The sequence below is a fragment of the Streptomyces sp. JLYT201 genome (genome assembly GCF_059448825.1).
On the sequence record NZ_CM182551.1, the window covers coordinates 5,344,191 to 5,365,044 of the forward strand.

The window sequence follows — 20,854 nt, forward strand, 5'->3', positions numbered from 1 at the left end:
GGTGACAGCAGCGCCGGGACCGTCCAGGGACCCCAGGGAGAGTGACCCGACCATGGCCGAACCACTGAAGACCTTCATCGGCGGCGAGGAGGTCGAGGTGCCCAACACCATCCCGGACATCCGCGCCGCCCTCCCCGAGGACCGGCGCGCGGACTTCGACCGCGCCATCAACGGGGCGGGGGTCGACGAGATCCACTCGGTGATGCGCCACTGGATGCTCCAGGCCGTGCCCGACCCCGAGGCCGAGGCGCTCCTCGACCGCCTCGCGGCCGACGAGGCCGAGAGGCGGAGCATCGCGTGAGCCGTCACCGGAGCCGGAGCTACCGGATCACGTACGCGCCGCCCGCCGACGACACCCTCGCCAAGATGGGGGACGCCGACCAGTTCCGGGCGGCGATGGAGCGCACCCTCGGCCGCGACCCGTACGGGCATGGATCGACGGCCGTGGACCAGGAGCGGGACCGCAGAGAGGCGACCGTCGGCGGCGCGATCGTCCTCTACTACGTGTCGGGTTCGGTCCTGACGGTGACCGTCGTCCGCCTGGTCCCCTTCAGTTGAGACGCTCCTCAGCGAAGGCGCAGGGCGCGCTGGGCTTCGTAGAGGTTCCGGGGACGCACGGCACCGGGTGAACCGTAGGCCTCGATGCGGGAGTCGAGCTCTCCGGAGAAGTCCGGTACGTCGATCTGGTCGAACTCCCGCACCAGGGAGATGCCGACCGTGGCGCTGTACGGGGCGATGCCGTCAATTTTGACCAGTCCGGCGCGCTGGTTGCTGACGGTGACGTTCCAGTGGGTGAACCGGGCGCCATAGAGGGGCCCGGCGCTGGCGTCGCCGCCGTGCCGTCCGTCGTTGTTGACGACGATCTCCGTGCGGACGTTCGCGAACGGCATGCCCCGGTGCGTGTCGAAGGTGCCCGTCTCCAGCTGGCCCCGCGACCAGACGTTGTACGAGGACAGGCCCTCCACGTTGATGCCGTGCAGCTGTGTCCCCGGGGGCGCGGGCACGGTCCGCCGCTCGATGCGGAAGTCCTCGATCAGGTTGTCGTGCGAGCCCTCGCGGCAGAAGTACGGGTGGTGCGCGCCGCGCCCGCCGACGGAGGTGCGGCGCAGGGTGCAGGCGGACGCGGCGACGAGCCCGAAGCCGTTGTCCACGTGACGCACGCGCACGTCGTCGGCCCAGCAGTCGTACGCGCACTGGAAGGTGACGCCGTTGAACCCCTTGTCGAGCAGGTGCGGCGACTGCGGCGTCTGAACGGCCTCCAGGGTGAGCCCTTCGACGCCGGAGCCGGTGAGGGCGGTGACGTGGGTGGTGAGCAGCGGATTCCACTCGGGCCGCACGTCGAGCGGGAGGGGCCGTTCGAGGGTGACCTCGCGCCCGCGCACCCCGGTGATCCGTACGGGCCACTCGTAGGGGACGTACGAGGTCAGCTTCGTCTTGTCGTCCCAGGAGTACGCCTCGGGGCCCGGGCCACCGCCCGCCATGTGCTCCAGGAGGGTGTGGTCGCGGTCGTCGGCGAGGCGGAGGAGGACGAGGTCGCAGGGGCGCACGCGCGCGGGGTCGGCGACGCGCACGGTCCGGTCGCCGCGGCGGGCGGGGGAGACGGCGGTGAGGCCGCGCCACTGGTCCCGTCTGTTCCCCGTCCACCCCTCGAAGGGCCACTCCTGGGCCCGGATCGCGGCGACCAGGGAGGCCCAACGCTCCTGCGGGCACAGCCAGATGAGCCCTCCGGCCCAGGACCAGCTGGACTTGTCCCCGCCGTAGCGGCTGCCGTAGGGGCCGATCAGCTCGGTGAGGTGGCGGGTGGCGACGAGCGTGGTGCGGCCGCTGCCCGCGCCGCGCAGGACGACGTTGTCGTGGGCGATCCGGATGAGGCCGTCGATGCGGTACGTGCCGGGTTCGAGCTGGACCGTGCCCCCGCCGGCCTCTCCGGCGGCGGCGAGGGCACGGTTGATCGCGGGCGCGGCGTCCGCCAGGGTGCCGGGCCCGGCACCGTAGCGGCGGACGGGAAAGACGGCGCGCGGCCGACGGAAGCGGCGCTCGCCGCCTCGGCATCCGGCGCGGCCCACGTAGGGGATCTGCGGGTGGGCGTACGGGGTTCGGGCGAACTCCCGCCAGAGCGCGGTCGGATGCGGTGCCACGGCCGCGGCGGTCCCGGTTCCGTTTCCGGTCGCGGCGGTGGCCGCGACGGCGATGGCTCCGCCCAGGACGCCGCGTCTGCTGAGGTTGGGCATGGTGCCCTCATTTCCTCGCTGTCGTCTATGTGGCTGAACGAGGTTCACGTCCACGTCGAGCGGGAGCATGGCACGGCACCGCACCGCGCGGGAAGTCCTCGGTGCGGCTCAGATCCATGAACGGGCGCTAACGGGCCCTGCCGGGCGGGCAGTTCACTTCTCGCCGCGCCACCTCCGGAGCAAGGGCAGTACGGCGAGCTCCAGAAGGATCGCCGACACGGCGACCTTGGCCAGCTCCTCACTGAGCACGAAGCGGACCAGCCAGAGCACCAGGCGCTCCCACACGAACACGAGCAGCCAGACGCAGCCGTGCCCGAAGGGGATGAGGGCGTGGTCGTAGGAGCGGGTGGCGAGCCATGTGGTGCCGTGGGCCGTTTCCGTGCCGAGGAAGGCGAAGAAGTGCCCCGTGGGAGTGAGTGCGTAGTCGTAGAAGTGGGTGACGAGCCACAGGAAGCACCGGGCCGCCCCGGTGCCGAGGAAGGCGAAGAAGTGCCCGGTGGGGGTGAGCACGTAGGCGTAGAAGTGGGTGACGAGCCAGATGAAACCGTGAACTGTTCCCGTGCCGATCCGGACGACGAAACGACCTGTGTCACGCAGCATGCCCATGATGCCTCTGGAGTGGACGCGGCTTGGCTGAGTGAGCTCTCAACGACCTGCCGCACCCCCGAGTGCCCGATGAATTCAAGCCTCCGGGAGAGGACGTGACGACACGTCATCTGCTGACCCACGGGCCTCGTAGGTCCCTGTGGACGCGGGTGCGTACGTGAATCCGTACGCAGAATGGAGGGGGCGCCGCGCGTGTGCGGAGCCTTTGGATGTCGGACCCACCGGGGGTTGCCGACGGGGCTGCGTGCGGTCCTCGTCCCGTACGTCTGCGGGGGCGTTGGCGGTGGCTTCGTGCTTGCTGTGGCTGTGGCTGTGGGGTGGCCGGGTGGGCCGTGAAGTCCCTCCGTGCCGTGTGGATTAGGCCATGGACCTGGCAAGGGTGGAGGGGGTGGCGCGGGAGGCGGCGGGCGGCGCTCGTGAGGCTGGGCGCGCGCATGTGCGCCGTTGACGCGCCCCGTTGCCCGATGCATGGAATGGAGAGCAGGCAGTACGTCTCACGCCTTCGAGGAGGAGACCATGGCTGAATCCCCTGAGCGCGACACCTGTACGAGCGGTTGCCAGTGCGGTCCGGGCTGCAGTTGCGGCTGCCAGTCGGGTGGGGCTTGCCAGTGTGGCGGCGGCTGCGGCTGACGCTCCGCTGGGCCTAGCGGTGGGGGCCGGGCCCAGAGCCCGGCCCCCCATCCCTCTGCCCCACTTCCCTCGGGGCCTGCCCCCTGGCCCCCGGGTCCCCGTGCACCGGCCTGCTCCGCTCCACCGGGGCCCTGCTCCGCCCCGGCCTCCTTGCCCGGCCTGCCTTCCCGCCCCGGGCCCCCGCCCTGGCCCCCTTGCACCGGCTCGCCCTGTTCCCCCGGGCCCTGGCCTGTTCCAGCTCCGGCCTCCCTGTACCGGCCTGGCCTGTTCCAGCTCCGCCCGCGTCGGCCTGCCCGGCTTCGCCGCTGCCTCTCCCACCCACCCACCCACCCGCACCACCCCGGCTTCCGCCTGCCCGGCCCCGACGCGCAGCGCTGCCGCTGAGTGGGCCTTCTCCCACCCACCCGGATCTCCCCGGCTTCGCCGGGTGCGGCCCCGACACTGGGCACTGCGGATGGGGGCGGGTGGCGGGACTACGCCGGGCTTTTCGGCTGGTGGTCGACGGGGCTGTGCCCTGAGGGCGCGCGGCGTGGCTCTCGGTGCGGCGTGCCTCTGGTGCGAAGGCCTTCGACAAGGGCTGCCGCGGCTGATGGCTCATGGGCCCGCGGACCGGGTGGGGGGCGGGTGGCGGGACTGCCCCGACGGTTTCGGCTGGTGGTGCGGAGGCCTGTCGCTGGTCGCTTCGGTGCAGGTTGCGCCAGGCCCCAGACGCGCGCCGCCCCCGGCTGATGCTGACCGGGGCTGTGCCCGGGCGGCGGGCCCCAGGCGGCGCCCCGGCGGCTCCCGGTGCGGAGGCCTTTGGCTCGCTTTCCGCCCAGGCTGGTGGGGGCGGGCGGCGGGACGACCCCGGTGGGGGACCACCCTGGCGGAGGTGCCACCCCGGTGGGGGCGCCCCGGCGGAGGCATCACCCCGGTGGTGGGACCGCCCCGGCGGCGGGACCACCCCAGGCTGCGGCCGCATGCTCGGCCCCGGCGGGCCAGCCCGCCGCGGAGGCCAATCGCCGGTACCCCGACGGGGGCGGGCGGGTGGGCCCGCCCCGGCCGCGCGCAGCGCGGCCACCCGTCACACCGGACAGCCCCCCCAGCGACGGGGGAGCCCCAAGGATCAGGCCCCAGAGGCCAGGCCCCCAAGGTTCAGGCCCCCGCGGGATCAGCCTCCGGGATCAGCCCCCCCGGGGGACCAGGCCCCCAGAAGCCACCCCGCCCCCTCAGAGCCCTCAGAGCCCTCAGAGCCAAGCCCCACCCGGGGCCGGCTCACCCTCAAGCGCCAAGCCCCACCACGCGCCGGCCCCCCAAGGGGTCAGCCCCCCTCCACAGCCGTGCTGCCCGGCTGCAGCTCATCCGCGTGTTCGCCCGTCACCAGGTACACCACCCGGTTCGCCACCGACACCGCGTGGTCCGCGAAGCGCTCGTAGTAGCGGCCGAGCAGCGTCACGTCGACCGCCGTCTCGATGCCGTGCTTCCAGCGGTCGTCCATCAGGTGCTGGAAGAGCGTGCGGTGCAGCAGGTCCATCTCGTCGTCGTCCTGCTCCAGCTGGAGCGCCAGGTCGACGTCCTTGGTGATGATGACCTCCGCCGCCTTGGCCATCAGCCGCTGCGCGAGCTGGCCCATCTCCAGGATGGTCGCGTGCAGGTCGCGCGGCACCGGCGACTCCGGGAAGCGCAGCCGCGCGAGCTTCGCCACGTGCTGGGCGAGGTCGCCGGACCGCTCCAGGTCGGCGCTCATCCGCAGCGAGGTCACGACGATGCGCAGGTCGGTGGCCACCGGCTGCTGGCGGGCCAGCAGCGCTATCGCGCGGGCCTCCAGGTCGTGCTGGAGGTCGTCGACCTTCTGGTCGGCGGCGATCACGGTCTCCGCGAGCTTCAGGTCCGCGTCGAGCATGGCCGTGGTGGCGCGCCCGATCGCCGACCCGACGAGACGGGCCATCTCGACCAGTCCCTCGCCGATCGAGTCAAGTTCCTCGTGGTACGCGTCACGCATCTGGCTGTCCCTCTCTCGTACGTCACAGGGGCGGGCCCCTACGGCATCAGGGGTTCTCCCCTACGCTCCCACGGTGTGGTGCGGACGCGTCCGTTACCGGCATCACAAGTGAATCGCCCCTGTCCTCCAGGTGAACGGTGGGATACGGCCCCTGTGCGGCGGAACTAACCGCTCCGCGGACCCGGCCACCCAAAATGAACCACCACTGTCCCCTCGGTGAACTCTGAGCGACGACTGTTCGAGGGGCCACTCGGATGGCTGTGGCTGGTGCTCCGACCACGCATAACCTTGAGGCATGGACGTGAACGCGGCGGTCGCCGCAGCGGCAGCGATCGCCGGGGTGTGCACCGGTGTCATCGCCATGCTGGCGTTCCGCTGGAGCGAACGCGACCAGAAACGCCCCACCAGGACTTCCCTGCACACCGACCCCGTACTGCCACCGGGCGTCGACACCGTGCTCTCCGTGCTGCGCTCCTCCGCCGTCGTGCTCGACGAGGCGGACAGCGTGGTCAAGGCCAGCTCGGCCGCGTACGCGCTCGGTCTCGTACGCGGCGGGAAGCTGGCCGTCGAGCCGATGCTCCAGATGGCCAGGGACACCCGGCGCGACGGCGAGATACGGCAGGTCGAGCTTGACCTGCCGCGCCGCGGCACCGGCAGGGGCGACGCCCTCGCGGTCTCCGCGCGCGTGGCCCCGCTGGGCTCCCGGCTCGTGCTGCTGCTCGTCGAGGACCTCACCGAAGCCCGTCGCATCGAGGCAGTGCGCCGCGACTTCGTGGCGAACGTGAGCCACGAGCTGAAGACCCCGGTCGGCGCCCTCAGCCTGCTCTCCGAGGCCGTCATGGACGCCGCCGACGACCCCGAGGCCGTCGAGCGCTTCGCGGGCCGGATGCAGAACGAGGCGACCCGCCTGACCAACCTCGTGCAGGAGCTGATCGACCTCTCCCGGGTGCAGAACGACGACCCCCTGGAGGACGCCGAGCCGGTCCGCGTGGACGAGCTCGTCGCCGAGGCCATCGACCGCTGCCGCCACCAGGCGGGCACGAAGCAGATCACGATGGCCGCGGGCGGCACCGCCGACCTGCACGTCTGGGGCAACCGCGGCCAGCTGGCCGCGGCCCTCGGCAACCTCGTGGAGAACGCCGTGAACTACTCGCCCGCCCGCACCCGCGTGGGGATAGCCGCCCGGCGGGTCAACGCCCCCGGCGGGGACCTCATCGAGGTCGCGGTCACGGACCAGGGCATCGGCATCTCGGACAAGGACAAGGAGCGCATCTTCGAGCGCTTCTACCGCGTCGACCCGGCCCGCTCCCGCGCCACCGGCGGTACGGGACTCGGCCTCGCCATCGTCAAGCACGTGGCGGCCTCGCACGCCGGGGAGGTCACCGTGTGGAGCTCGGAGGGCCAGGGCTCCACCTTCACCCTGCGCCTGCCCGAGGCGGGTGCGACCCGCGAGCGCGGAGCCGGGCACGGTTTCGGCGCCGAGGGCGCGCACCAAGGCGCCGGGCCCGACGACACAACCGCATACGAACCCATTCCTGCCGCCCCGGAGGTCCTTCCGTGACCCGAGTGCTCGTCGTCGAGGACGAGGAATCCTTCAGCGACGCCCTGTCGTACATGCTCCGCAAGGAGGGCTTCGAGGTCGCGATCGCGGCCACCGGCCCGGACGGACTCGACGAATTCGAGCGCAATGGCGCCGACCTCGTCCTGCTCGACCTGATGCTGCCGGGCCTGCCCGGCACGGAGGTCTGCCGCCAGCTGCGCAGCCGCTCCAACGTCCCGGTGATCATGGTCACCGCCAAGGACAGCGAGATCGACAAGGTCGTCGGCCTCGAAATAGGAGCCGATGACTACGTCACCAAGCCGTTCTCGTCGCGTGAACTGGTCGCCCGCATCCGCGCGGTCCTGCGCCGCAGGGGCGAGCCGGAGGAGGTCACCCCGCAGGCCCTGGAGGCGGGCCCGGTCCGCATGGACGTCGACCGGCACGTCGTCACGGTCTCCGGCTCCAAGGTCGACCTGCCCCTCAAGGAGTTCGACCTCCTGGAGATGCTGCTGCGCAACGCGGGCCGCGTCCTGACCCGCATGCAGCTCATCGACCGCGTCTGGGGCGCCGACTACGTGGGCGACACCAAGACCCTCGACGTCCACGTCAAGCGCCTGCGCGCCAAGATCGAGCCGGACCCCGGCGCCCCCCGCTACCTGGTCACGGTACGAGGCCTGGGCTACAAGTTCGAGCCGTAAACCGCCCCGGGCAAGAGCACCCCGAGCGGGAGCGCCCCGAAGGGGCGCGGGGAACTGCGCGCCCAGCCCAAGGCGGCCCGCAGGTCACCACGCACAGGGATACGCGGAAGGGCGGGAACCCCCACGGGGTTCCCGCCCTTCCGCGTACATAGGACCCGGCGTCAGTGCCCAGCGGCCTCGTGCGAGGCCCCCGCGTCCGCGTCCGCCCCGTCGGCCGGGGCCCCCGCCTCACCGGAAGGGTTGCCCGAGGGAGTCCCGGAGGCACCCTCGGAGGGCTTGCCCGAGGGCTTCCCGGAAGGCTTGCCGGAGGGCTTCCCGGAAGGGGAGCCGGACGGCTTGGCGTCCGGCGCCTTCGGGAGCTCGCTCGGCCCCCACTTCTCGAAGTAGCTCTCGGCCGGCACGACGAACGTCTTCAGCTTGACGTCGCCGGTCTTGTCGAAGCCGAAGGTGACGGGCTGCGCGTTGCCGTCCTTGACGGCCTCGCGGCTGCTCGGCAGGACGGCGGACGCGTTGTCCTTGCCGCCGATGACGACGGAGCCGTGGGCCGGGACGACCAGGCCGCCGCCCTTGCCCTTCTTGCCGGGGCGGTCGCCCTTGGCGGGGCTCAGGGCGGCCTTCTTGCCCGTGCCGTCGACCGTGATCGACTCCAGGGTCTGGGCGGTGCGGCCGTTGTTGAAGACGGTCGCGGAGATCACCGCGGGACCGGTCGACTCGCGGTCCGGCTGCGTGATGATCATGGCGTTCTGGATCTTGATGTCGCCGACGGCGGTCGCCGCGTTGTCCGGCTTGATCTCGATCGTCTGGGCGTTGTTCCCGGCACCGCAAGCGGTGAGCGAGGCGAGCGAGATCGCGAGGGCGGTGGCGGCGATGGCGCCGCGTCGAAGGCTGCGGCTCACGGCGGCGGCAACTCCTTGAACGTGGGCGATACGGGCGGGCGGTTGCCCTAAGGGTGTGTCAGCGCGCTTAGGTTACCGAGCCGTTCCCGCGCCGCGGCACCCGACCCGCCCCTACGTGCCACCCGCCTCCGGCGCCTCCACCGTCCCGTGCTTCCCATTGGCCTCAGGTTTCGGCATTCGTATAACCGCGTCAGTGGCGCCTCGGGGATTTCCGGTAAGGAATGCGGGGCGGGCCGGAAATTGATCAGCGTCCGGATCACCGTCGTATCGCCGCCGTATCGGCAAGCGCATCGGAGCGCGGTTCCGGCGCACGGGCGCCCGCGCTTCTTGATCAATTCTGGATTCGCCCCCGCGCGGCCCGCACTTCGCCGCTCACCGGCGGGCGTACACGTGTCCCCGGTCACCGAACGGAGTAGCGGAAGTTCACCTGAGGGAACCCGGCAAACCGGGACGTTCGTCCCCTTGGGGCGCTCTCGCGGGGTGTGTAACGTGGGCGTTTCACCGTCGCCGGAGAGCGGCTCCGACCTGCGAATACCCCCTTCCGCAGCCGGTCCGCAGCACGTTCCTGTTGCTGTTGTCAAGCCCCGAGATATGCCCTGACCTGCGAAAACGCCATTCAGAAGACGCCGTATCCGTGTTACCCTGGATAGCCACGGAAGGGGTACCTGTCACATGACGTTCAAGGTTGGCGACACCGTGGTCTATCCCCATCACGGGGCCGCGCTGATCGAGGCCATCGAAACTCGTCAGATCAAAGGCGTGGACAAGACCTACTTGGTGCTGAAGGTCGCCCAGGGCGACTTGACGGTACGTGTGCCAGCGGACAACGCGGAGTTCGTCGGTGTGCGTGATGTGGTCGGCCAGGACGGCCTGGACCGGGTCTTCGAAGTACTGCGCGCGCCGTACGCCGAGGAGCCCACGAACTGGTCGCGTCGCTACAAGGCAAATCTCGAGAAGCTCGCCTCCGGCGATGTCATCAAGGTCGCGGAAGTCGTCCGTGACCTGTGGCGCCGGGAGCGGGAGCGCGGACTGTCCGCCGGAGAGAAGCGCATGCTCGCCAAGGCCCGTCAGATCCTGGTGAGCGAGCTCGCGCTCGCGGAGAACACGAACGAGGACAAGGCCGAGGCCCTGCTCGACGAGGTCCTCGCGTCCTGACGACCGAAGCCGTCGCTCCGGCGCGTGCGGACACCGTGCCCCACCTGGGCACGCGTCCGGAATGACTCCGGGATGAAGGAACTGCCGCAGTGCCCGCCGACCCCACAGGGTGTCGCCGGGCACTGCGGCATGTTCATACCCAAAAGCGCTCGTGCGCATGGCGAAGCTACGCATGGCAACGCGCTCGTACGCCCATCGCGCCCGGGATACGGGGCCCGGCCACGCCCTGTCGTCCCCCGGACTTCACCGGCGGTTGGCGGGCACGGAAAGATCCCCCGGTACTTTGGCGTGCCGGGCTCGGGCAGCTGGCTCGACCAGATGTCACGGAAGGGTCCGGTCAAGGCGTCGCGCCCGGCACGGTGTGGCCATACCCATGTCGGCCGAGCGCACAAACCTGAACGGAACCGATGTCTGACGTAACCTCTCGCACCGCGGCCGTGATCCCCGCCGCGGGCCGCGGCGTGCGCCTCGGCCCCGGTGCTCCCAAGGCCCTGCGCGCCCTCAACGGCACGCCGATGCTCGTCCACGCCGTGCGCGCCCTGGCCGCCTCGCGCGCCGTCACGCTCGTCGTGGTCGTCGCCCCGCCGGACGGCGCCACCGAGGTCAAGACGCTGCTCGCCGACCACGCGCTGCCCGAGCGCACCGACGTCGTCGTCGTGCCCGGCGGCGCCACCCGCCAGGAGTCGGTCAAGCTCGGCCTCGACGCCCTCCCGCCGGACGTCGGCATCGTCCTCGTGCACGACGCGGCCCGCCCGCTCGTGCCCGTCGACACCGTCGACACCGTCATCGAGACCGTCCGCGACGGGGCGCCCGCCGTGGTGCCCGCGCTGCCCCTCGCCGACACCGTCAAGGAGGTCGACCCCGGTGCGCCGGGGGCGCCCGAGCCGGTCGTCGCCACGCCCGAGCGCGCGCGGCTGCGCGCCGTGCAGACGCCCCAGGGCTTCGATCGCGCCACCCTGGTCCGCGCCCACGAGGCCGACGTCGTCGGCGAGGGCGCCACGGACGACGCCGGGCTCGTCGAGCGGCTCGGCGAGCCGGTCGTGCTCGTCCCCGGCCACGAGGAGGCGTTCAAGGTCACCCGTCCCCTCGACCTCGTGCTCGCCGAGGCCGTACTCGCCCGCAGGAGGGCCAACGATGGCTTCTGAACCGCTGCCGTACCCGCTGCCGCAGGTCGGCGTCGGCACCGACATCCACGCCTTCGAGGACGGCCGCGAGCTGTGGTGCGCCGGGCTCAAGTGGGAGGGCGAGGGGCCGGGGCTCGCCGGGCACTCCGACGCGGACGTCGTCGCGCACGCGGCGTGCAACGCGCTGTTCTCCGCCGCCGGGCTCGGCGACCTCGGCGCCCACTTCGGCACCGGCAGGCCCGAGTGGGCCGGGGCCTCGGGGCTCACGCTGCTCACCGAGGCCGCGCGGATCGTCCGCGAGGCCGGTTTCACCATCGGCAACGTCTCCGTTCAGGTGATCGGGGACCGGCCGAAGATCGGCAAGCGCCGCGAGGAGGCCCAGAAGGTCCTCTCGGACGCGGTGGGCGCCCCGGTCTCCGTCTCCGGCGCCACCACGGACGGCCTCGGCTTCCCCGGCCGCGGCGACGGGCTCGTCGGCATCGCGACGGCGCTGGTGGTCCGTACGGGCTGAGAGAGGGCCGAAACCCGCCCCGCCCCGTGGTGCGGAACAGCGGGATCCGATAGGGGTACGACTCGTCCAGCGATCAACCAGGCCGAGGAGCGAAGCCATGTCCGCCGAACTGTCCGAAGACCTCAAGTCCCTGCTCGACACGCCCGTGTTCGTCACCGTCGCCACCATCCAGCCCGACGGCAGCCCCCAGCTCTCACCGGTCTGGGTGAAGCGCGACGGCGACGACGTCCTCATCTCCACCACGATCGGGCGGCAGAAGGAGAAGAACCTGCGCCGCGACCCGCGCGTGACGGTGCTGTTCCAGCCCTTCGACGCCCCGTACACCTACGCGGAGATCCGGGGCACCGCCGAGCTCACCACCGAGGGCGGCCAGGAGCTGATCGACGAGCTGTCGCGGAAGTACACGGGCAAGGACTACGCCGACTTCAACCCGGCGTCCAAGGACGACGCACAGCGCGTGGTCGTCCGCGTGACGCCCCGCAAGGTCGTCGGCCGCATCTGACGGGCCGGAACATCACGGTTGCGTGCCCCGTGTCCCCCAGGGGAGCGGGGCACTGCCCGGCGCCCACTACCCTGGAGTGGTGACGATTCGCCTGTACGACACCAGCGCCCGGCAGATCCGTGACTTCCAGCCCCTGACCCCGGGCTGTGTCTCGATCTACCTGTGTGGTGCCACGGTGCAGGCGGCCCCGCACATCGGGCACATCAGGTCGGGCCTCAACTTCGACATCATGCGCCGCTGGTTCGCGTACCGCGGCTACGACGTGACGTTCATCCGCAACGTCACGGACATCGACGACAAGATCATCCGGAAGTCGACGGACCAGGACCGCCCCTGGTGGTCCATCGGCTACGAGAACGAGCGCGCCTTCAACGACGGCTACGACGCCCTCGGCTGCCTCCCGCCCACCTACGAGCCGCGCGCCACCGGCCACGTCACCGAGATGGTCGAGATGATGCGCGGCCTCATCGAGCGCGGCCACGCCTACGAGGCCGACGGCAGCGTCTACTTCGACGTGCGCTCCTGGCCGCAGTACCTGGAGCTGTCGCGCCAGGACCTGGACAAGATGCAGCAGCCCAGCGAGGAAGGCATCACCGGCAAGCGCGACCCGCGCGACTTCGCCATGTGGAAGGCCGTCAAGCCGGGCGAGCCCGCCTGGGACACGCCCTTCGGCCCCGGCCGCCCCGGCTGGCACCTGGAGTGCTCGGCCATGGCCCACAAGTACCTGGGCAGCGCCTTCGACATCCACGGCGGCGGCATCGACCTGATCTTCCCGCACCACGAGAACGAGATCGCCCAGGCCAAGGCCTTCGGCGACGACTTCGCGACGTACTGGGTGCACAACGCCTGGGTCACCATGAGCGGCGAGAAGATGTCCAAGTCGCTCGGCAACTCGGTGCTCGTCTCCGAGATGGTCAAGCGCTGGCGCCCCATCGTCCTGCGCTACTACCTGGGCACCCCGCACTACCGCTCGATGATCGAGTACAGCGAGGAGGCCCTGCGCGAGGCCGAGGCGGCGTTCGCCCGCATCGAGGGCTTCACGCAGCGCGTCGTGGAGCTGGCCGGGGGCGTCGTGGAGCCCGCGGCCGAGGTGCCGCCCGCGTTCGCCGACGCGATGGACGACGACCTGGGTGTCCCGCAGGCCCTCGCGATCGTCCACACCACGGTCCGCCAGGGCAACTCCGCGCTTGCCGCGGACGACAAGGAGGCCGCCGTCGCACGGCTCGCCGAGGTGCGGGCCATGCTGGGCGTCCTCGGCCTCGACCCGCTCGACCCGCACTGGGCGGCGGCCGACGGCGAGGGCTCGGGCGAGGAGCTGAACGGCGTGGTCGACGCCCTGGTCCGGCTCGTGCTCGACCAGCGCGAGGCCGCGCGCGGCCGCAAGGACTGGGCCACCGCCGACGCCATCCGCGACCAGCTCGCCCAGGCGGGCCTCGCCATCGAGGACAGCCCGTCGGGGCCGCGCTGGACGCTCGGCTCCCGCTAGCGGGACCCCGCGAATGTGCCGCCCGGCGCGCCGGGCGGCACACTGCATTGCAGAGACATACGTACGTAACCCGAGGAACAGGTAGGTCATGGCCGCTAACAACCGCCGCATGTCCGGCAAGAAGGGCGCGCAGGTCGGCAGCGGCGGCAAGCGGCGCCGGGCCCTCGAAGGCAAGGGGCCGACGCCGCCCGCCGAGATGCGCAAGGGGCACGCCAAGCAGCGCATCGCGCAGGCCCAGGCGCGGCGCGCGCAGGGCCGCCCGCAGCGCCGCACCGGCGGCAAGTCCGCGGCCGAGATGGTCGTCGGCCGCAACCCGGTCGCCGAGGCGCTGCGCGAGGGCGTGCCCGCCACGACGCTCTACGTCCAGCAGTTCATCGACAACGACGAGCGCGTCCGCGAGGCCATCCAGCTCGCCGGCGAGCGCGGCGGCATCCACCTGATGGAGGCCCCGCGGCCCGAGCTGGACCGCATGACCAACGGCCTCAACCACCAGGGCCTCGTGCTCCAGGTGCCGCCGTACGAGTACGCGCACCCGGAGGACCTCGCCGCGGCGGCGTACGACCAGGGCGAGGACCCGCTGATCGTCGCGCTCGACGGCGTGACGGACCCGCGGAACCTGGGCGCCGTCGTGCGGTCCGTGTCCGCCTTCGGCGGTCACGGCGTGGTCGTGCCCGAGCGCCGGGCGGCCGGAATGACGGCGGGCGCGTGGAAGACGTCCGCCGGTACGGCCGCGCGCACGCCGGTGGCGCGGGCCACCAACCTCACGCGGGCGCTCGAGGCGTACAAGAAGGCGGGCATCGCGGTCGTCGGCCTGGCCGCCGACGGGGAGCACGAGATCGGCGAGCTGGACGCCCTGGAGGGCCCGGTCGTCATCGTCGTCGGCAGCGAGGGCAAGGGCCTCTCGCGTCTGGTCGGCGAGACCTGCGACTTCCGCGTGCGGATCCCCATGCCGGGCGGGGCCGAGTCCCTGAACGCGGGCGTGGCCGCGGGCGTGGTGCTCTACGAGGCGGCCCGCCGCCGGGCCTGAGCCCTGCGCGCCGACCCCGCACACCGGCCGGGCCGTGGGCCCGCCGGTGGCGGGGAATGGTGGGGTTTGACGGGGTCCGGACAGATCCGGGTGGTCAAGGCAGTGTCCAAACCTCGCGTCACTCGGTTAGATGAGTGTGGACACCAGAACACCCCGCACACCCACGGGGGGACGCTCGTCAGGGTTCGACGACACTCCCGCGCTGAGCATGGTGAAGGTGCCCTGCGACCCCGCGCAGGTCATCGTCAATCACGCGAGCTTCCGCGTCCAGCTGCCCCCGGCAGGGCGGACCCGATCACCGCGCGTCGCCCGCCATGTGAGCGCCGCCGAGGAGACCATGCGCATGCCCGCGGTGGGCGCGGCGGGCGGCGGCGCGCGCCGGCGCGCGCCGGTCGTCTGGAGCGGCAAGTCCGAGCCGGGTGACCCCGGCGCGGGCGGGCTGCTGCAGGCCGTGCGCAGCAGCGGGGTGCGCCGTGCGGCGGACGTCACGGCCGGCGGCGATCCGCAGGCCGCCCGCGTCGGCTACGACGACGGCGGTGCCACCCAGGTCATCCCGCGCGTCGACGTCGACGATCCGTACGGCGACACCGTGCAGACCCCCGCCGTGGGCGCGCGCGGCGGCGACCACGGCCCCACCCGGCTCCTGCCGCAGATGCGCATGCCGGGCAGCGTCGACGACGAGGCGCGCGCCGTCGATCCGTACGACGACGGCTACGGGGACGAGGCCGCCGACTTCGCCGAGGACGCGGCCGAGCGCCGCGCCGGGAAGCCGCCCAACGGCGTGCGCCACGCGTACTACCCGGGGCGCCGCCTCAACCTCGGCGTGGTGCTGCTCCCGCTGCGCGTCTTCCTCGGCTTCATCTCCATCTACGCGGGCATGGGCAAGCTCTGCGACCCCGTCTACTTCGACGGCGGCGAGCGCGGCTCCATGGTCAAGTGGCTGAACTCGCTGCACCCGTGGGCGCTCGCCGAGCCGCTGCGGGACTGGGCGCTCCAGCACCCCGTGGGCGCGGGCCTGGTCATCGCCTTCCTCCAGGTGATCGTCGGCGTCCTGACCGTGCTCGGGCTCTGGCAGCGGGTCGCCGCCGGGGTGGGGATGCTCCTGTCGATCGCGCTGCTCGTGACGGTGAGCTGGAAGACCGTCCCGGCGTACGACGCGCCCGACATCATCTATCTCGCCGCCTGGTCGCCGCTGATCATCGCGGGGGCCCCGGTGTACTCCGTCGACGCCCGGCTCGCCGGGGAGGCCTGGCGCACGCTCGGGCCGCGCGCCGCGCTGTGGGAGCTGCGCCGCCGGGTGCTGCGCAGGGGCGGGCTCGTCGGCACGGTCGTGGTCGGCCTGACGCTGCTCGTCGGCTCGCTGCTCGGCGGGGCGGTGCGGGACGCGGACCGCGTGACCGTGCCGGGGCCCGGCGAGGCGCCGCGCAACGAGCTGCCGGGCTCCCCGCTGCCGGGCGACCCGGAGGGCAAGCGCGAGCGCCGCGGCGACACGCGCAGTCCCTCGGCCTCCGCCGGGACGCCGACGCAGGGCACCACGGCGAGCCCCTCGCAGGAGGGCGCCACCGGCACGCCGGACGCGGCCCGCGAGACGGGCAGCGTCAGCGGTACGGGCAGCCGGCCGAGCGCGACGCAGGGCACCGGCGAGCAGGCTCCGGCCCAGCAGCAGCCCGCGCCGACCCAGGAGCGCCCGCCCGCCGCCACCAGCGGTCCGACCTCCAGCGGTGGCACGACCGGCGGCGCGGGGCCCGGCGGCGGCACCACGGGCGGTTCGGACACCACCGGCGGCGGCAGCGGCTCCGGCGGCAGTAGCGGCGGCCGCCCGGGCCTGCTCGGCGGCGTGCTGGGCTGAGGCCGTTCGTTGGCTGCAGGCCGTCTGTGGCTGGTCGCGCAGTTCCCCGCGCCCCTTCGGGGCGCTGCCGCACTGCTCAGTGCTACTGCGCGGCCAGTTCCTTCGCGGCCTCGGTGAGGTCCTTCGCGGTGTCGATGGCGCGCCAGTAGGCGCCCTGCGGCAGCGGGAAGCCCGCCAGGCGCTTCTCCCGGGCCAGGCGCGGGAACGTGGTGCGCTCGTGGTCGCCGAGGTCCGGGAGCAGGGCGGTGAAGGCCGCAGAGAAGACGTACACGCCCGCGTTGATGAGGTACGGGGACGGCGGGGCCTCGATGAAGTCCGTGATGTGGCCGAACGCGTCGGTCTCGACGGCGCCCCAGGGGATGCGGGGGCGGGCGAGGGCGAGCGTGGCGGTGGCGTCGCGCTCGGCGTGGAAGGCCGCCATGTCGCGCAGCGAGAAGCGGGTCCAGATGTCGCCGTTCGTGGCGTACCACGGCTGGTCGGTCTTGGGCAGGTGGGCGGCCGCGTACTTCAGGCCGCCGCCGCGGCCCAGGGGCTCCGTCTCGACGACGGTGGTGACCTTCAGCGGCAGGTCGGCGCTCTCCAGCCAGTCCTGGAGGACTTCGGCGAGGTGGCCGCAGGAGACGACCGCGTCCGTCACGCCCTCGGCCGCGAGCCAGGCCAGCTGGTGGCCGATGATCGGGGTGCCCGTGCCGGGGATCTCGACCATGGGCTTGGGGCGATCATCGGTGTACGGGCGCAGCCGGGAACCCTGGCCGCCGGCCAGGACCACGGCCTGCGTGGGCTTTGCTGTGTGGATGTCACCGGTGGTCATGTCGGAACCCTACGCGTTGGGGCGCGCAGGGTTCCGACGTGGCCGGCGCTGACAGGGGGCGCTAGGGGTGGGGCCGGGGTCGGCCCGGTGCTCCTCAGCTGTTGTGGTGGGCGGCGACGCCCGCGGCGAAGGACGTGTCGCAGACCGGGCGGGCGTACGACTGGGCGCGGCTCGGGCCGTAGGCGCGGACGGCGGCGCGGCCGAGGGCGCGGGCGATGGACACGCAGTGCTTGGCGAGCGAGGGGTGCCGGTCGACCTCCTGCTGGAGGTGGGTGAGGGCGACGCCCGGGTTCTTCTCCTGGAGTTCCAGGAGGAGGCGGTCGCGCACGATCTCGTGGGGGCCGCGGGACCTGGCCGGCGCGGAGAGGTCGCCCGCGGACGCGGTGAGGACCGAATCCGATGAGCTGCCGGACCAGTTGACCCGGGTGACCGCGAGCGTGCCGGACAGCACCAGGACGACGGGCAGGACGAGGGCGAGCGTGCGCCCGATGCGGCGGCCGGGGCCGCGGTGGCCTCGGCGCGACTTCTGGGTGTAGTTGGCGGAGTGCGTCACGCGAGTGAGGGTAGCGCTAGGTGATGATTTGGCGACATTTAGTCACCCGGTTGGGTGAGGGGGAATGTGGTTTGGCGAAGTGGATGTTGACGAACACCGGGCGAAATGACCGATGTGCCGGGGTATTTGTCGACAACGCGCTGAGATGTCCCGGAGCGCGCGAAGGGCCCCGCGCCTGAGCACGGGGCCCTCCGGACCGGTTGACGTCAGGGAAGCCCGGCGCCGGCCGCGCCCCGGGGGACGTCAGTCGCTGAGGCGCTCGCCGGTGGAGGTGGAGAAGACGTGGGTCTCGCCCGGGCGCGGCACGACGTGGAGCAGGGCGCCCTTCTCGGGGACCTGGCGGCCGTTGACGCGGACCACGAGGTCCTTCTGCTCGCCGCCGACCTCGGCGGTGCCGTACACGTAGCCGTCGGCGCCGAGCTCCTCGACGACGTTCACGGACACGGCGAGGCCGGCCGGGGCGTCCTCGGACTCCTTGGAGAGGGTCTTCGCGGCGCCGCCGTTCTGCTCGACCACGTCGAAGTGCTCCGGGCGGACGCCGACGGTGACGGTGCGGTCGCCCTTGTCGGCGGCAGCGGCCAGGGCCTCGCGGTTGACCGGGACCACCGAGTTGCCGAACTTCACGCCGCCGTCGGTGATCGGGACCTCGACGAGGTTCATGGCGGGCGAGCCGATGAAGCCCGCGACGAAGAGGTTCGCCGGGCGGTCGTACATGTTGCGCGGCGAGTCGACCTGCTGGAGCAGGCCGTCCTTGAGGACGGCGACGCGGTCGCCCATCGTCATGGCCTCGACCTGGTCGTGGGTGACGTACACGGTGGTGATGCCCAGGCGGCGCTGGAGCGAGGCGATCTGCGTACGCGTGGAGACGCGGAGCTTGGCGTCGAGGTTCGACAGCGGCTCGTCCATGAGGAAGACCTGGGGCTCGCGGACGATGGCGCGGCCCATCGCGACGCGCTGGCGCTGACCGCCGGAGAGGGCCTTGGGCTTGCGGTCCAGGTACTCGGTGAGGTCGAGGATCTTCGCGGCCTCTTCGACCTTCTGCCGGATCGTGGCCTTGTCGACGCCCGCGATCTTCAGGGCGAAGCCCATGTTCGCGGCGACCGTCATGTGCGGGTACAGCGCGTAGTTCTGGAACACCATGGCGATGTCCCGGTCCTTGGGCGGCAGGTGCGTGACGTCGCGGTCGCCGATGCGGATCGCGCCGCCGTTCACGTCCTCCAGGCCCGCGAGCATGCGCAGGGAGGTGGACTTGCCGCAGCCGGACGGACCGACCAGGACGAGGAACTCGCCGTCCTCGATCTCGATGTCGAGCCCGTCGACGGCGGGCTTGGTGGAACCCGGGTAGATCCGGGTCGCCTTGTCGAACGTCACAGTGGCCATGGTGAGGGCCCCCTTCACCGGCAGGAACGTGCCGGACGATCCGAGTAAAGGATGGGTCTAGTCCAGTTGTCCGGACTGCCCGTGACGCTACCCCGCTGGTCACCGCTCTGTCAGTAGTCCGGAGGGGATGACCTTCGACGAGATTTTCGACTGCGGCGGGGGTCCCGTTGGTTACACTGCACGGGCACGGCCGCACCGGGGCCCGTGCAGGCCTCCTTAGCTCAGCTGGTCAGAGCGCCGCTCTTGTAAAGCGAAGGTCGTCGGTTCGAATCCGACAGGGGGCTCCACACACCGTCCTCGCGAACCGTTTCCGCTGGGGCCGCCGCGAGGCCGTCCCGGCTCAGCCGCGGCCGGTGAGGCGGTCCGCGAGCCGGGCCAGGCGCGTGGTGCGCGCCGCCGGCCGAGTCAGCTCCTTGCGGTCGGCCGCGCGGTACGCCGCGTACAGGCCGTGCACCCCCAGCCAGCGCAGCGGCTCCGGCTCCCACTTGCGCACCCGGTGGTCCACCCAGGCGAGCCCGGTCAGGTCCGTCGCGCCCGCCTGGCCCGCGTCCCGCCGCACCAGGTCCCGCAGCGTGCGCCCGGCGAGGTTGGCGGTGGCCACGCCGGAGCCGACGTAGCCGCCCGCCCAGCCGAGGCCCGTCGCCCGGTCCAGGGTGACCGTGGCGCACCAGTCGCGCGGCACGCCGAGGACGCCCGACCAGGCGTGGTCGATGCCGACGCCGGTGAGCTGCGGGAAGAAGCGGACCAGGAGCTCGCGCAGGGCCTCGACGGTGGCGGCCCGGGTGCGGCCCGGGTTGGCCGCGGTGTCGGTCTGCGAGCCGTAGCGGTAGGGCACGCCCCGGCCGCCGATGGCGATGCGCCCGTCGGCGGTGCGCTGGGCGTACATGTACGCGTGCGCCATGTCGCCGAGGGTCTCGCGCCCCGCCCAGCCGAGGGCGTCCCACACCTCGTCGGACAGCGGCTCGGTCACGATCATCGAGGAGTTCATCGGCAGCCAGGTGCGGCGCTGGCCCTTGAGGGAGGCCGTGAAGCCCTCCGTGCAGCGCAGCACGTACGGGGCGCGGACCGTGCCGTAGGGCGTGACGGCGTGCCGGGGGCGGATCTCCGTGACCGGCGTCGACTCGTGGATGCGCACGCCGAGCGCCTCGACGGCCGCCGCGAGGCCCTTGACCAGCTTCACCGGGTGCAGCCGTGCGCCGTGCGGCGTCCAGGAGGAGCCGACCGCCCCGGTGACGCGCACCCGCTCGGCGGTCTCGCGGGCGCCGCGCAGCACCCGGTCGCTCTCGCCGTACGCCAGCTCCGCCGCGTGGAAGGCCTTGAGGCGGGCCAGCTGGGCTGGTGTGCACGCGACTTCGAGGACGCCGCCGTGGTGGATGTCGGCGTCGATGCGCTCCTCGGCGGCGACCCGGATGACCTCGCCGACCGTGTCGTTCATGGCCCGCTGGAGGCGGACGGCGGCCTCGTGGCCGTGCAGGGCCGCGTACCGGTCGCGGCCCGCGATGCCGTTGTAGAGCCAGCCGCCGTTGCGCCCCGAGGCGCCGTAGCCGCAGAACCGCTGCTCCAGGACCGTGACGCGCAGGGACGGGGCCGCCTTCTTCAGGTAGTACGCGGTCCACAGGCCGGTGTAGCCGCCGCCCACCACGCAGACGTCGGCGCTCGCGTCGCCGCCGAGGGGCTCGCGGGGCGCGGGCAGACCGTCGTCCGCGTACCAGAAGGAGATGCCGCCGTTCACGGTGTCCGTGCTGCTCAAGGGGCTGCTCATGGGGCGGGAGGTTACTGCGCGCGAGGAGCTCTGGGCAGAGGTCGGATAGATTTCCGGTACTTCGGGTGCCCTCAGCGGTACGTGGCGATTTCAGGAGTTCTGGAGGGCTTTT

Annotated in this window: 19 protein-coding genes and 1 tRNA gene; 12 read left to right on the forward strand and 8 right to left on the reverse strand. The window is 72.4% G+C overall.

Annotation, left to right across the window (positions count from 1 at the left end):
* Positions 1-52 precede the first annotated feature (52 nt).
* Both AC5WAM_RS22355 and AC5WAM_RS22360 read left to right on the forward strand, forming a co-directional pair.
* Positions 53-301: a hypothetical protein gene (locus AC5WAM_RS22355; protein WP_138960437.1), complete on the forward strand. Its 249-nt coding sequence runs from the start codon at positions 53-55 to the stop codon at positions 299-301.
* A 65-nt stretch (positions 302-366) separates the two neighbouring features.
* The gene (locus AC5WAM_RS22360; RefSeq protein ID WP_399615832.1) at positions 367-558 is read left to right on the forward strand and encodes a hypothetical protein; all 192 of its coding nucleotides are present in this window, start codon (positions 367-369) and stop codon (positions 556-558) included.
* Positions 559-566: 8 nt separating this feature from the next.
* Here AC5WAM_RS22360 and AC5WAM_RS22365 read toward each other — a convergent pair whose 3' ends face one another.
* The 3 genes from AC5WAM_RS22365 to phoU form a co-directional block, all read right to left on the reverse strand.
* Positions 567-2,231, reverse strand: coding sequence for a glycosyl hydrolase family 28-related protein (locus AC5WAM_RS22365; RefSeq protein ID WP_495518587.1), 1,665 nt, complete (start codon positions 2,229-2,231; stop codon positions 567-569).
* Between the two features lie 153 nt (positions 2,232-2,384).
* A complete protein-coding gene (locus AC5WAM_RS22370) occupies positions 2,385-2,831 on the reverse strand; it encodes a hypothetical protein (RefSeq protein WP_495518588.1) in 447 nt (148 codons plus the stop codon).
* A 1,936-nt stretch (positions 2,832-4,767) separates the two neighbouring features.
* Positions 4,768-5,448: a phosphate signaling complex protein PhoU gene (phoU, locus tag AC5WAM_RS22375; protein WP_138960434.1), complete on the reverse strand. Its 681-nt coding sequence runs from the start codon at positions 5,446-5,448 to the stop codon at positions 4,768-4,770.
* 295 nt (positions 5,449-5,743) lie between these two features.
* Between phoU and phoR the strand changes: the two genes are divergently transcribed.
* Together phoR and phoP are read left to right on the forward strand one after the other, a co-directional pair.
* The gene (gene phoR / locus AC5WAM_RS22380) at positions 5,744-7,009 is read left to right on the forward strand and encodes a two-component system sensor histidine kinase PhoR (RefSeq protein ID WP_366791217.1); all 1,266 of its coding nucleotides are present in this window, start codon (positions 5,744-5,746) and stop codon (positions 7,007-7,009) included.
* On the forward strand, positions 7,006-7,686 hold the full coding sequence (phoP, locus tag AC5WAM_RS22385; protein WP_030682312.1) for a two-component system response regulator PhoP: 681 nt from the start codon (positions 7,006-7,008) through the stop codon (positions 7,684-7,686). The genes phoR and phoP overlap by 4 nt, the downstream gene beginning before the upstream one ends.
* Before the next feature lie 161 nt (positions 7,687-7,847).
* Here the strand turns inward: phoP and AC5WAM_RS22390 are convergent, their stop codons facing one another.
* A complete protein-coding gene (locus AC5WAM_RS22390) occupies positions 7,848-8,582 on the reverse strand; it encodes a copper chaperone PCu(A)C domain-containing protein (RefSeq protein WP_366791218.1) in 735 nt (244 codons plus the stop codon).
* A 672-nt stretch (positions 8,583-9,254) separates the two neighbouring features.
* On the opposite strand from AC5WAM_RS22390, the gene AC5WAM_RS22395 reads away from it, so the two are divergent.
* The 7 genes from AC5WAM_RS22395 (at position 9,255) to AC5WAM_RS22425 (ending at position 16,236) form a co-directional block, all read left to right on the forward strand.
* Entirely contained in the window at positions 9,255-9,737 is a 483-nt protein-coding gene (locus AC5WAM_RS22395) for a CarD family transcriptional regulator (RefSeq protein WP_003953493.1), read from the forward strand.
* A 407-nt stretch (positions 9,738-10,144) separates the two neighbouring features.
* A complete protein-coding gene (ispD, locus tag AC5WAM_RS22400; protein ID WP_366791219.1) occupies positions 10,145-10,882 on the forward strand; it encodes a 2-C-methyl-D-erythritol 4-phosphate cytidylyltransferase in 738 nt (245 codons plus the stop codon).
* Positions 10,872-11,372, forward strand: coding sequence for a 2-C-methyl-D-erythritol 2,4-cyclodiphosphate synthase (gene ispF / locus AC5WAM_RS22405; protein WP_030682302.1), 501 nt, complete (start codon positions 10,872-10,874; stop codon positions 11,370-11,372). Before ispD ends, ispF begins: the two co-directional genes overlap by 11 nt.
* Positions 11,373-11,469: 97 nt before the next feature.
* Positions 11,470-11,874: a PPOX class F420-dependent oxidoreductase gene (locus AC5WAM_RS22410; protein ID WP_366791221.1), complete on the forward strand. Its 405-nt coding sequence runs from the start codon at positions 11,470-11,472 to the stop codon at positions 11,872-11,874.
* A gap of 79 nt (positions 11,875-11,953) precedes the next feature.
* Complete coding sequence (gene cysS, locus AC5WAM_RS22415; RefSeq protein ID WP_495518589.1) at positions 11,954-13,360, forward strand: cysteine--tRNA ligase; 1,407 nt, start codon at positions 11,954-11,956, stop codon at positions 13,358-13,360.
* An 88-nt stretch (positions 13,361-13,448) separates the two neighbouring features.
* Positions 13,449-14,387, forward strand: coding sequence for a 23S rRNA (guanosine(2251)-2'-O)-methyltransferase RlmB (gene rlmB, locus AC5WAM_RS22420; RefSeq protein WP_138960428.1), 939 nt, complete (start codon positions 13,449-13,451; stop codon positions 14,385-14,387).
* 130 nt (positions 14,388-14,517) lie between these two features.
* Positions 14,518-16,236: a DoxX family protein gene (locus AC5WAM_RS22425; RefSeq protein ID WP_366791223.1), complete on the forward strand. Its 1,719-nt coding sequence runs from the start codon at positions 14,518-14,520 to the stop codon at positions 16,234-16,236.
* Between the two features lie 82 nt (positions 16,237-16,318).
* On the opposite strand, the gene AC5WAM_RS22430 is transcribed toward AC5WAM_RS22425, so the two are convergent.
* From AC5WAM_RS22430 to AC5WAM_RS22440, 3 genes are all read right to left on the reverse strand, one after another.
* Positions 16,319-17,032, reverse strand: a complete 714-nt coding sequence (locus AC5WAM_RS22430; RefSeq protein ID WP_495523631.1) for a nucleotidyltransferase family protein — start codon at positions 17,030-17,032, stop codon at positions 16,319-16,321.
* A 109-nt stretch (positions 17,033-17,141) separates the two neighbouring features.
* The gene (locus AC5WAM_RS22435; protein ID WP_366791224.1) at positions 17,142-17,600 is read right to left on the reverse strand and encodes a hypothetical protein; all 459 of its coding nucleotides are present in this window, start codon (positions 17,598-17,600) and stop codon (positions 17,142-17,144) included.
* A gap of 243 nt (positions 17,601-17,843) precedes the next feature.
* Positions 17,844-18,980, reverse strand: coding sequence for an ABC transporter ATP-binding protein (locus AC5WAM_RS22440; protein ID WP_366791225.1), 1,137 nt, complete (start codon positions 18,978-18,980; stop codon positions 17,844-17,846).
* Between the two features lie 210 nt (positions 18,981-19,190).
* Between AC5WAM_RS22440 and AC5WAM_RS22445 the strand changes: the two genes are divergently transcribed.
* Positions 19,191-19,267 (forward strand) — tRNA-Thr (locus AC5WAM_RS22445).
* Between the two features lie 53 nt (positions 19,268-19,320).
* Here AC5WAM_RS22445 and AC5WAM_RS22450 read toward each other — a convergent pair.
* Complete coding sequence (locus AC5WAM_RS22450) at positions 19,321-20,742, reverse strand: NAD(P)/FAD-dependent oxidoreductase (RefSeq protein WP_366791227.1); 1,422 nt, start codon at positions 20,740-20,742, stop codon at positions 19,321-19,323.
* Between the last annotated feature and the right edge of the window lie 112 nt (positions 20,743-20,854).

What these genes read in the sequence shown, in the direction of transcription:
- AC5WAM_RS22355 (WP_138960437.1), top strand. Translation starts at nt 53, where the DNA reads ATGGCCGAACCACTGAAGACCTTCATCGGCGGCGAGGAGGTCGAGGTG.
- AC5WAM_RS22360 (WP_399615832.1), top strand. Translation starts at nt 367, where the DNA reads ATGGGGGACGCCGACCAGTTCCGGGCGGCGATGGAGCGCACCCTCGGC.
- AC5WAM_RS22365 (WP_495518587.1), bottom strand. Translation starts at nt 2,231, where the DNA reads ATGCCCAACCTCAGCAGACGCGGCGTCCTGGGCGGAGCCATCGCCGTC.
- AC5WAM_RS22370 (WP_495518588.1), bottom strand. Translation starts at nt 2,831, where the DNA reads ATGCTGCGTGACACAGGTCGTTTCGTCGTCCGGATCGGCACGGGAACA.
- phoU (WP_138960434.1), bottom strand. Translation starts at nt 5,448, where the DNA reads ATGCGTGACGCGTACCACGAGGAACTTGACTCGATCGGCGAGGGACTG.
- phoR (WP_366791217.1), top strand. Translation starts at nt 5,744, where the DNA reads ATGGACGTGAACGCGGCGGTCGCCGCAGCGGCAGCGATCGCCGGGGTG.
- AC5WAM_RS22395 (WP_003953493.1), top strand. Translation starts at nt 9,255, where the DNA reads ATGACGTTCAAGGTTGGCGACACCGTGGTCTATCCCCATCACGGGGCC.
- ispD (WP_366791219.1), top strand. Translation starts at nt 10,145, where the DNA reads ATGTCTGACGTAACCTCTCGCACCGCGGCCGTGATCCCCGCCGCGGGC.
- ispF (WP_030682302.1), top strand. Translation starts at nt 10,872, where the DNA reads ATGGCTTCTGAACCGCTGCCGTACCCGCTGCCGCAGGTCGGCGTCGGC.
- AC5WAM_RS22410 (WP_366791221.1), top strand. Translation starts at nt 11,470, where the DNA reads ATGTCCGCCGAACTGTCCGAAGACCTCAAGTCCCTGCTCGACACGCCC.
- rlmB (WP_138960428.1), top strand. Translation starts at nt 13,449, where the DNA reads ATGGCCGCTAACAACCGCCGCATGTCCGGCAAGAAGGGCGCGCAGGTC.
- AC5WAM_RS22425 (WP_366791223.1), top strand. Translation starts at nt 14,518, where the DNA reads ATGAGTGTGGACACCAGAACACCCCGCACACCCACGGGGGGACGCTCG.
- AC5WAM_RS22440 (WP_366791225.1), bottom strand. Translation starts at nt 18,980, where the DNA reads ATGGCCACTGTGACGTTCGACAAGGCGACCCGGATCTACCCGGGTTCC.
- AC5WAM_RS22450 (WP_366791227.1), bottom strand. Translation starts at nt 20,742, where the DNA reads ATGAGCAGCCCCTTGAGCAGCACGGACACCGTGAACGGCGGCATCTCC.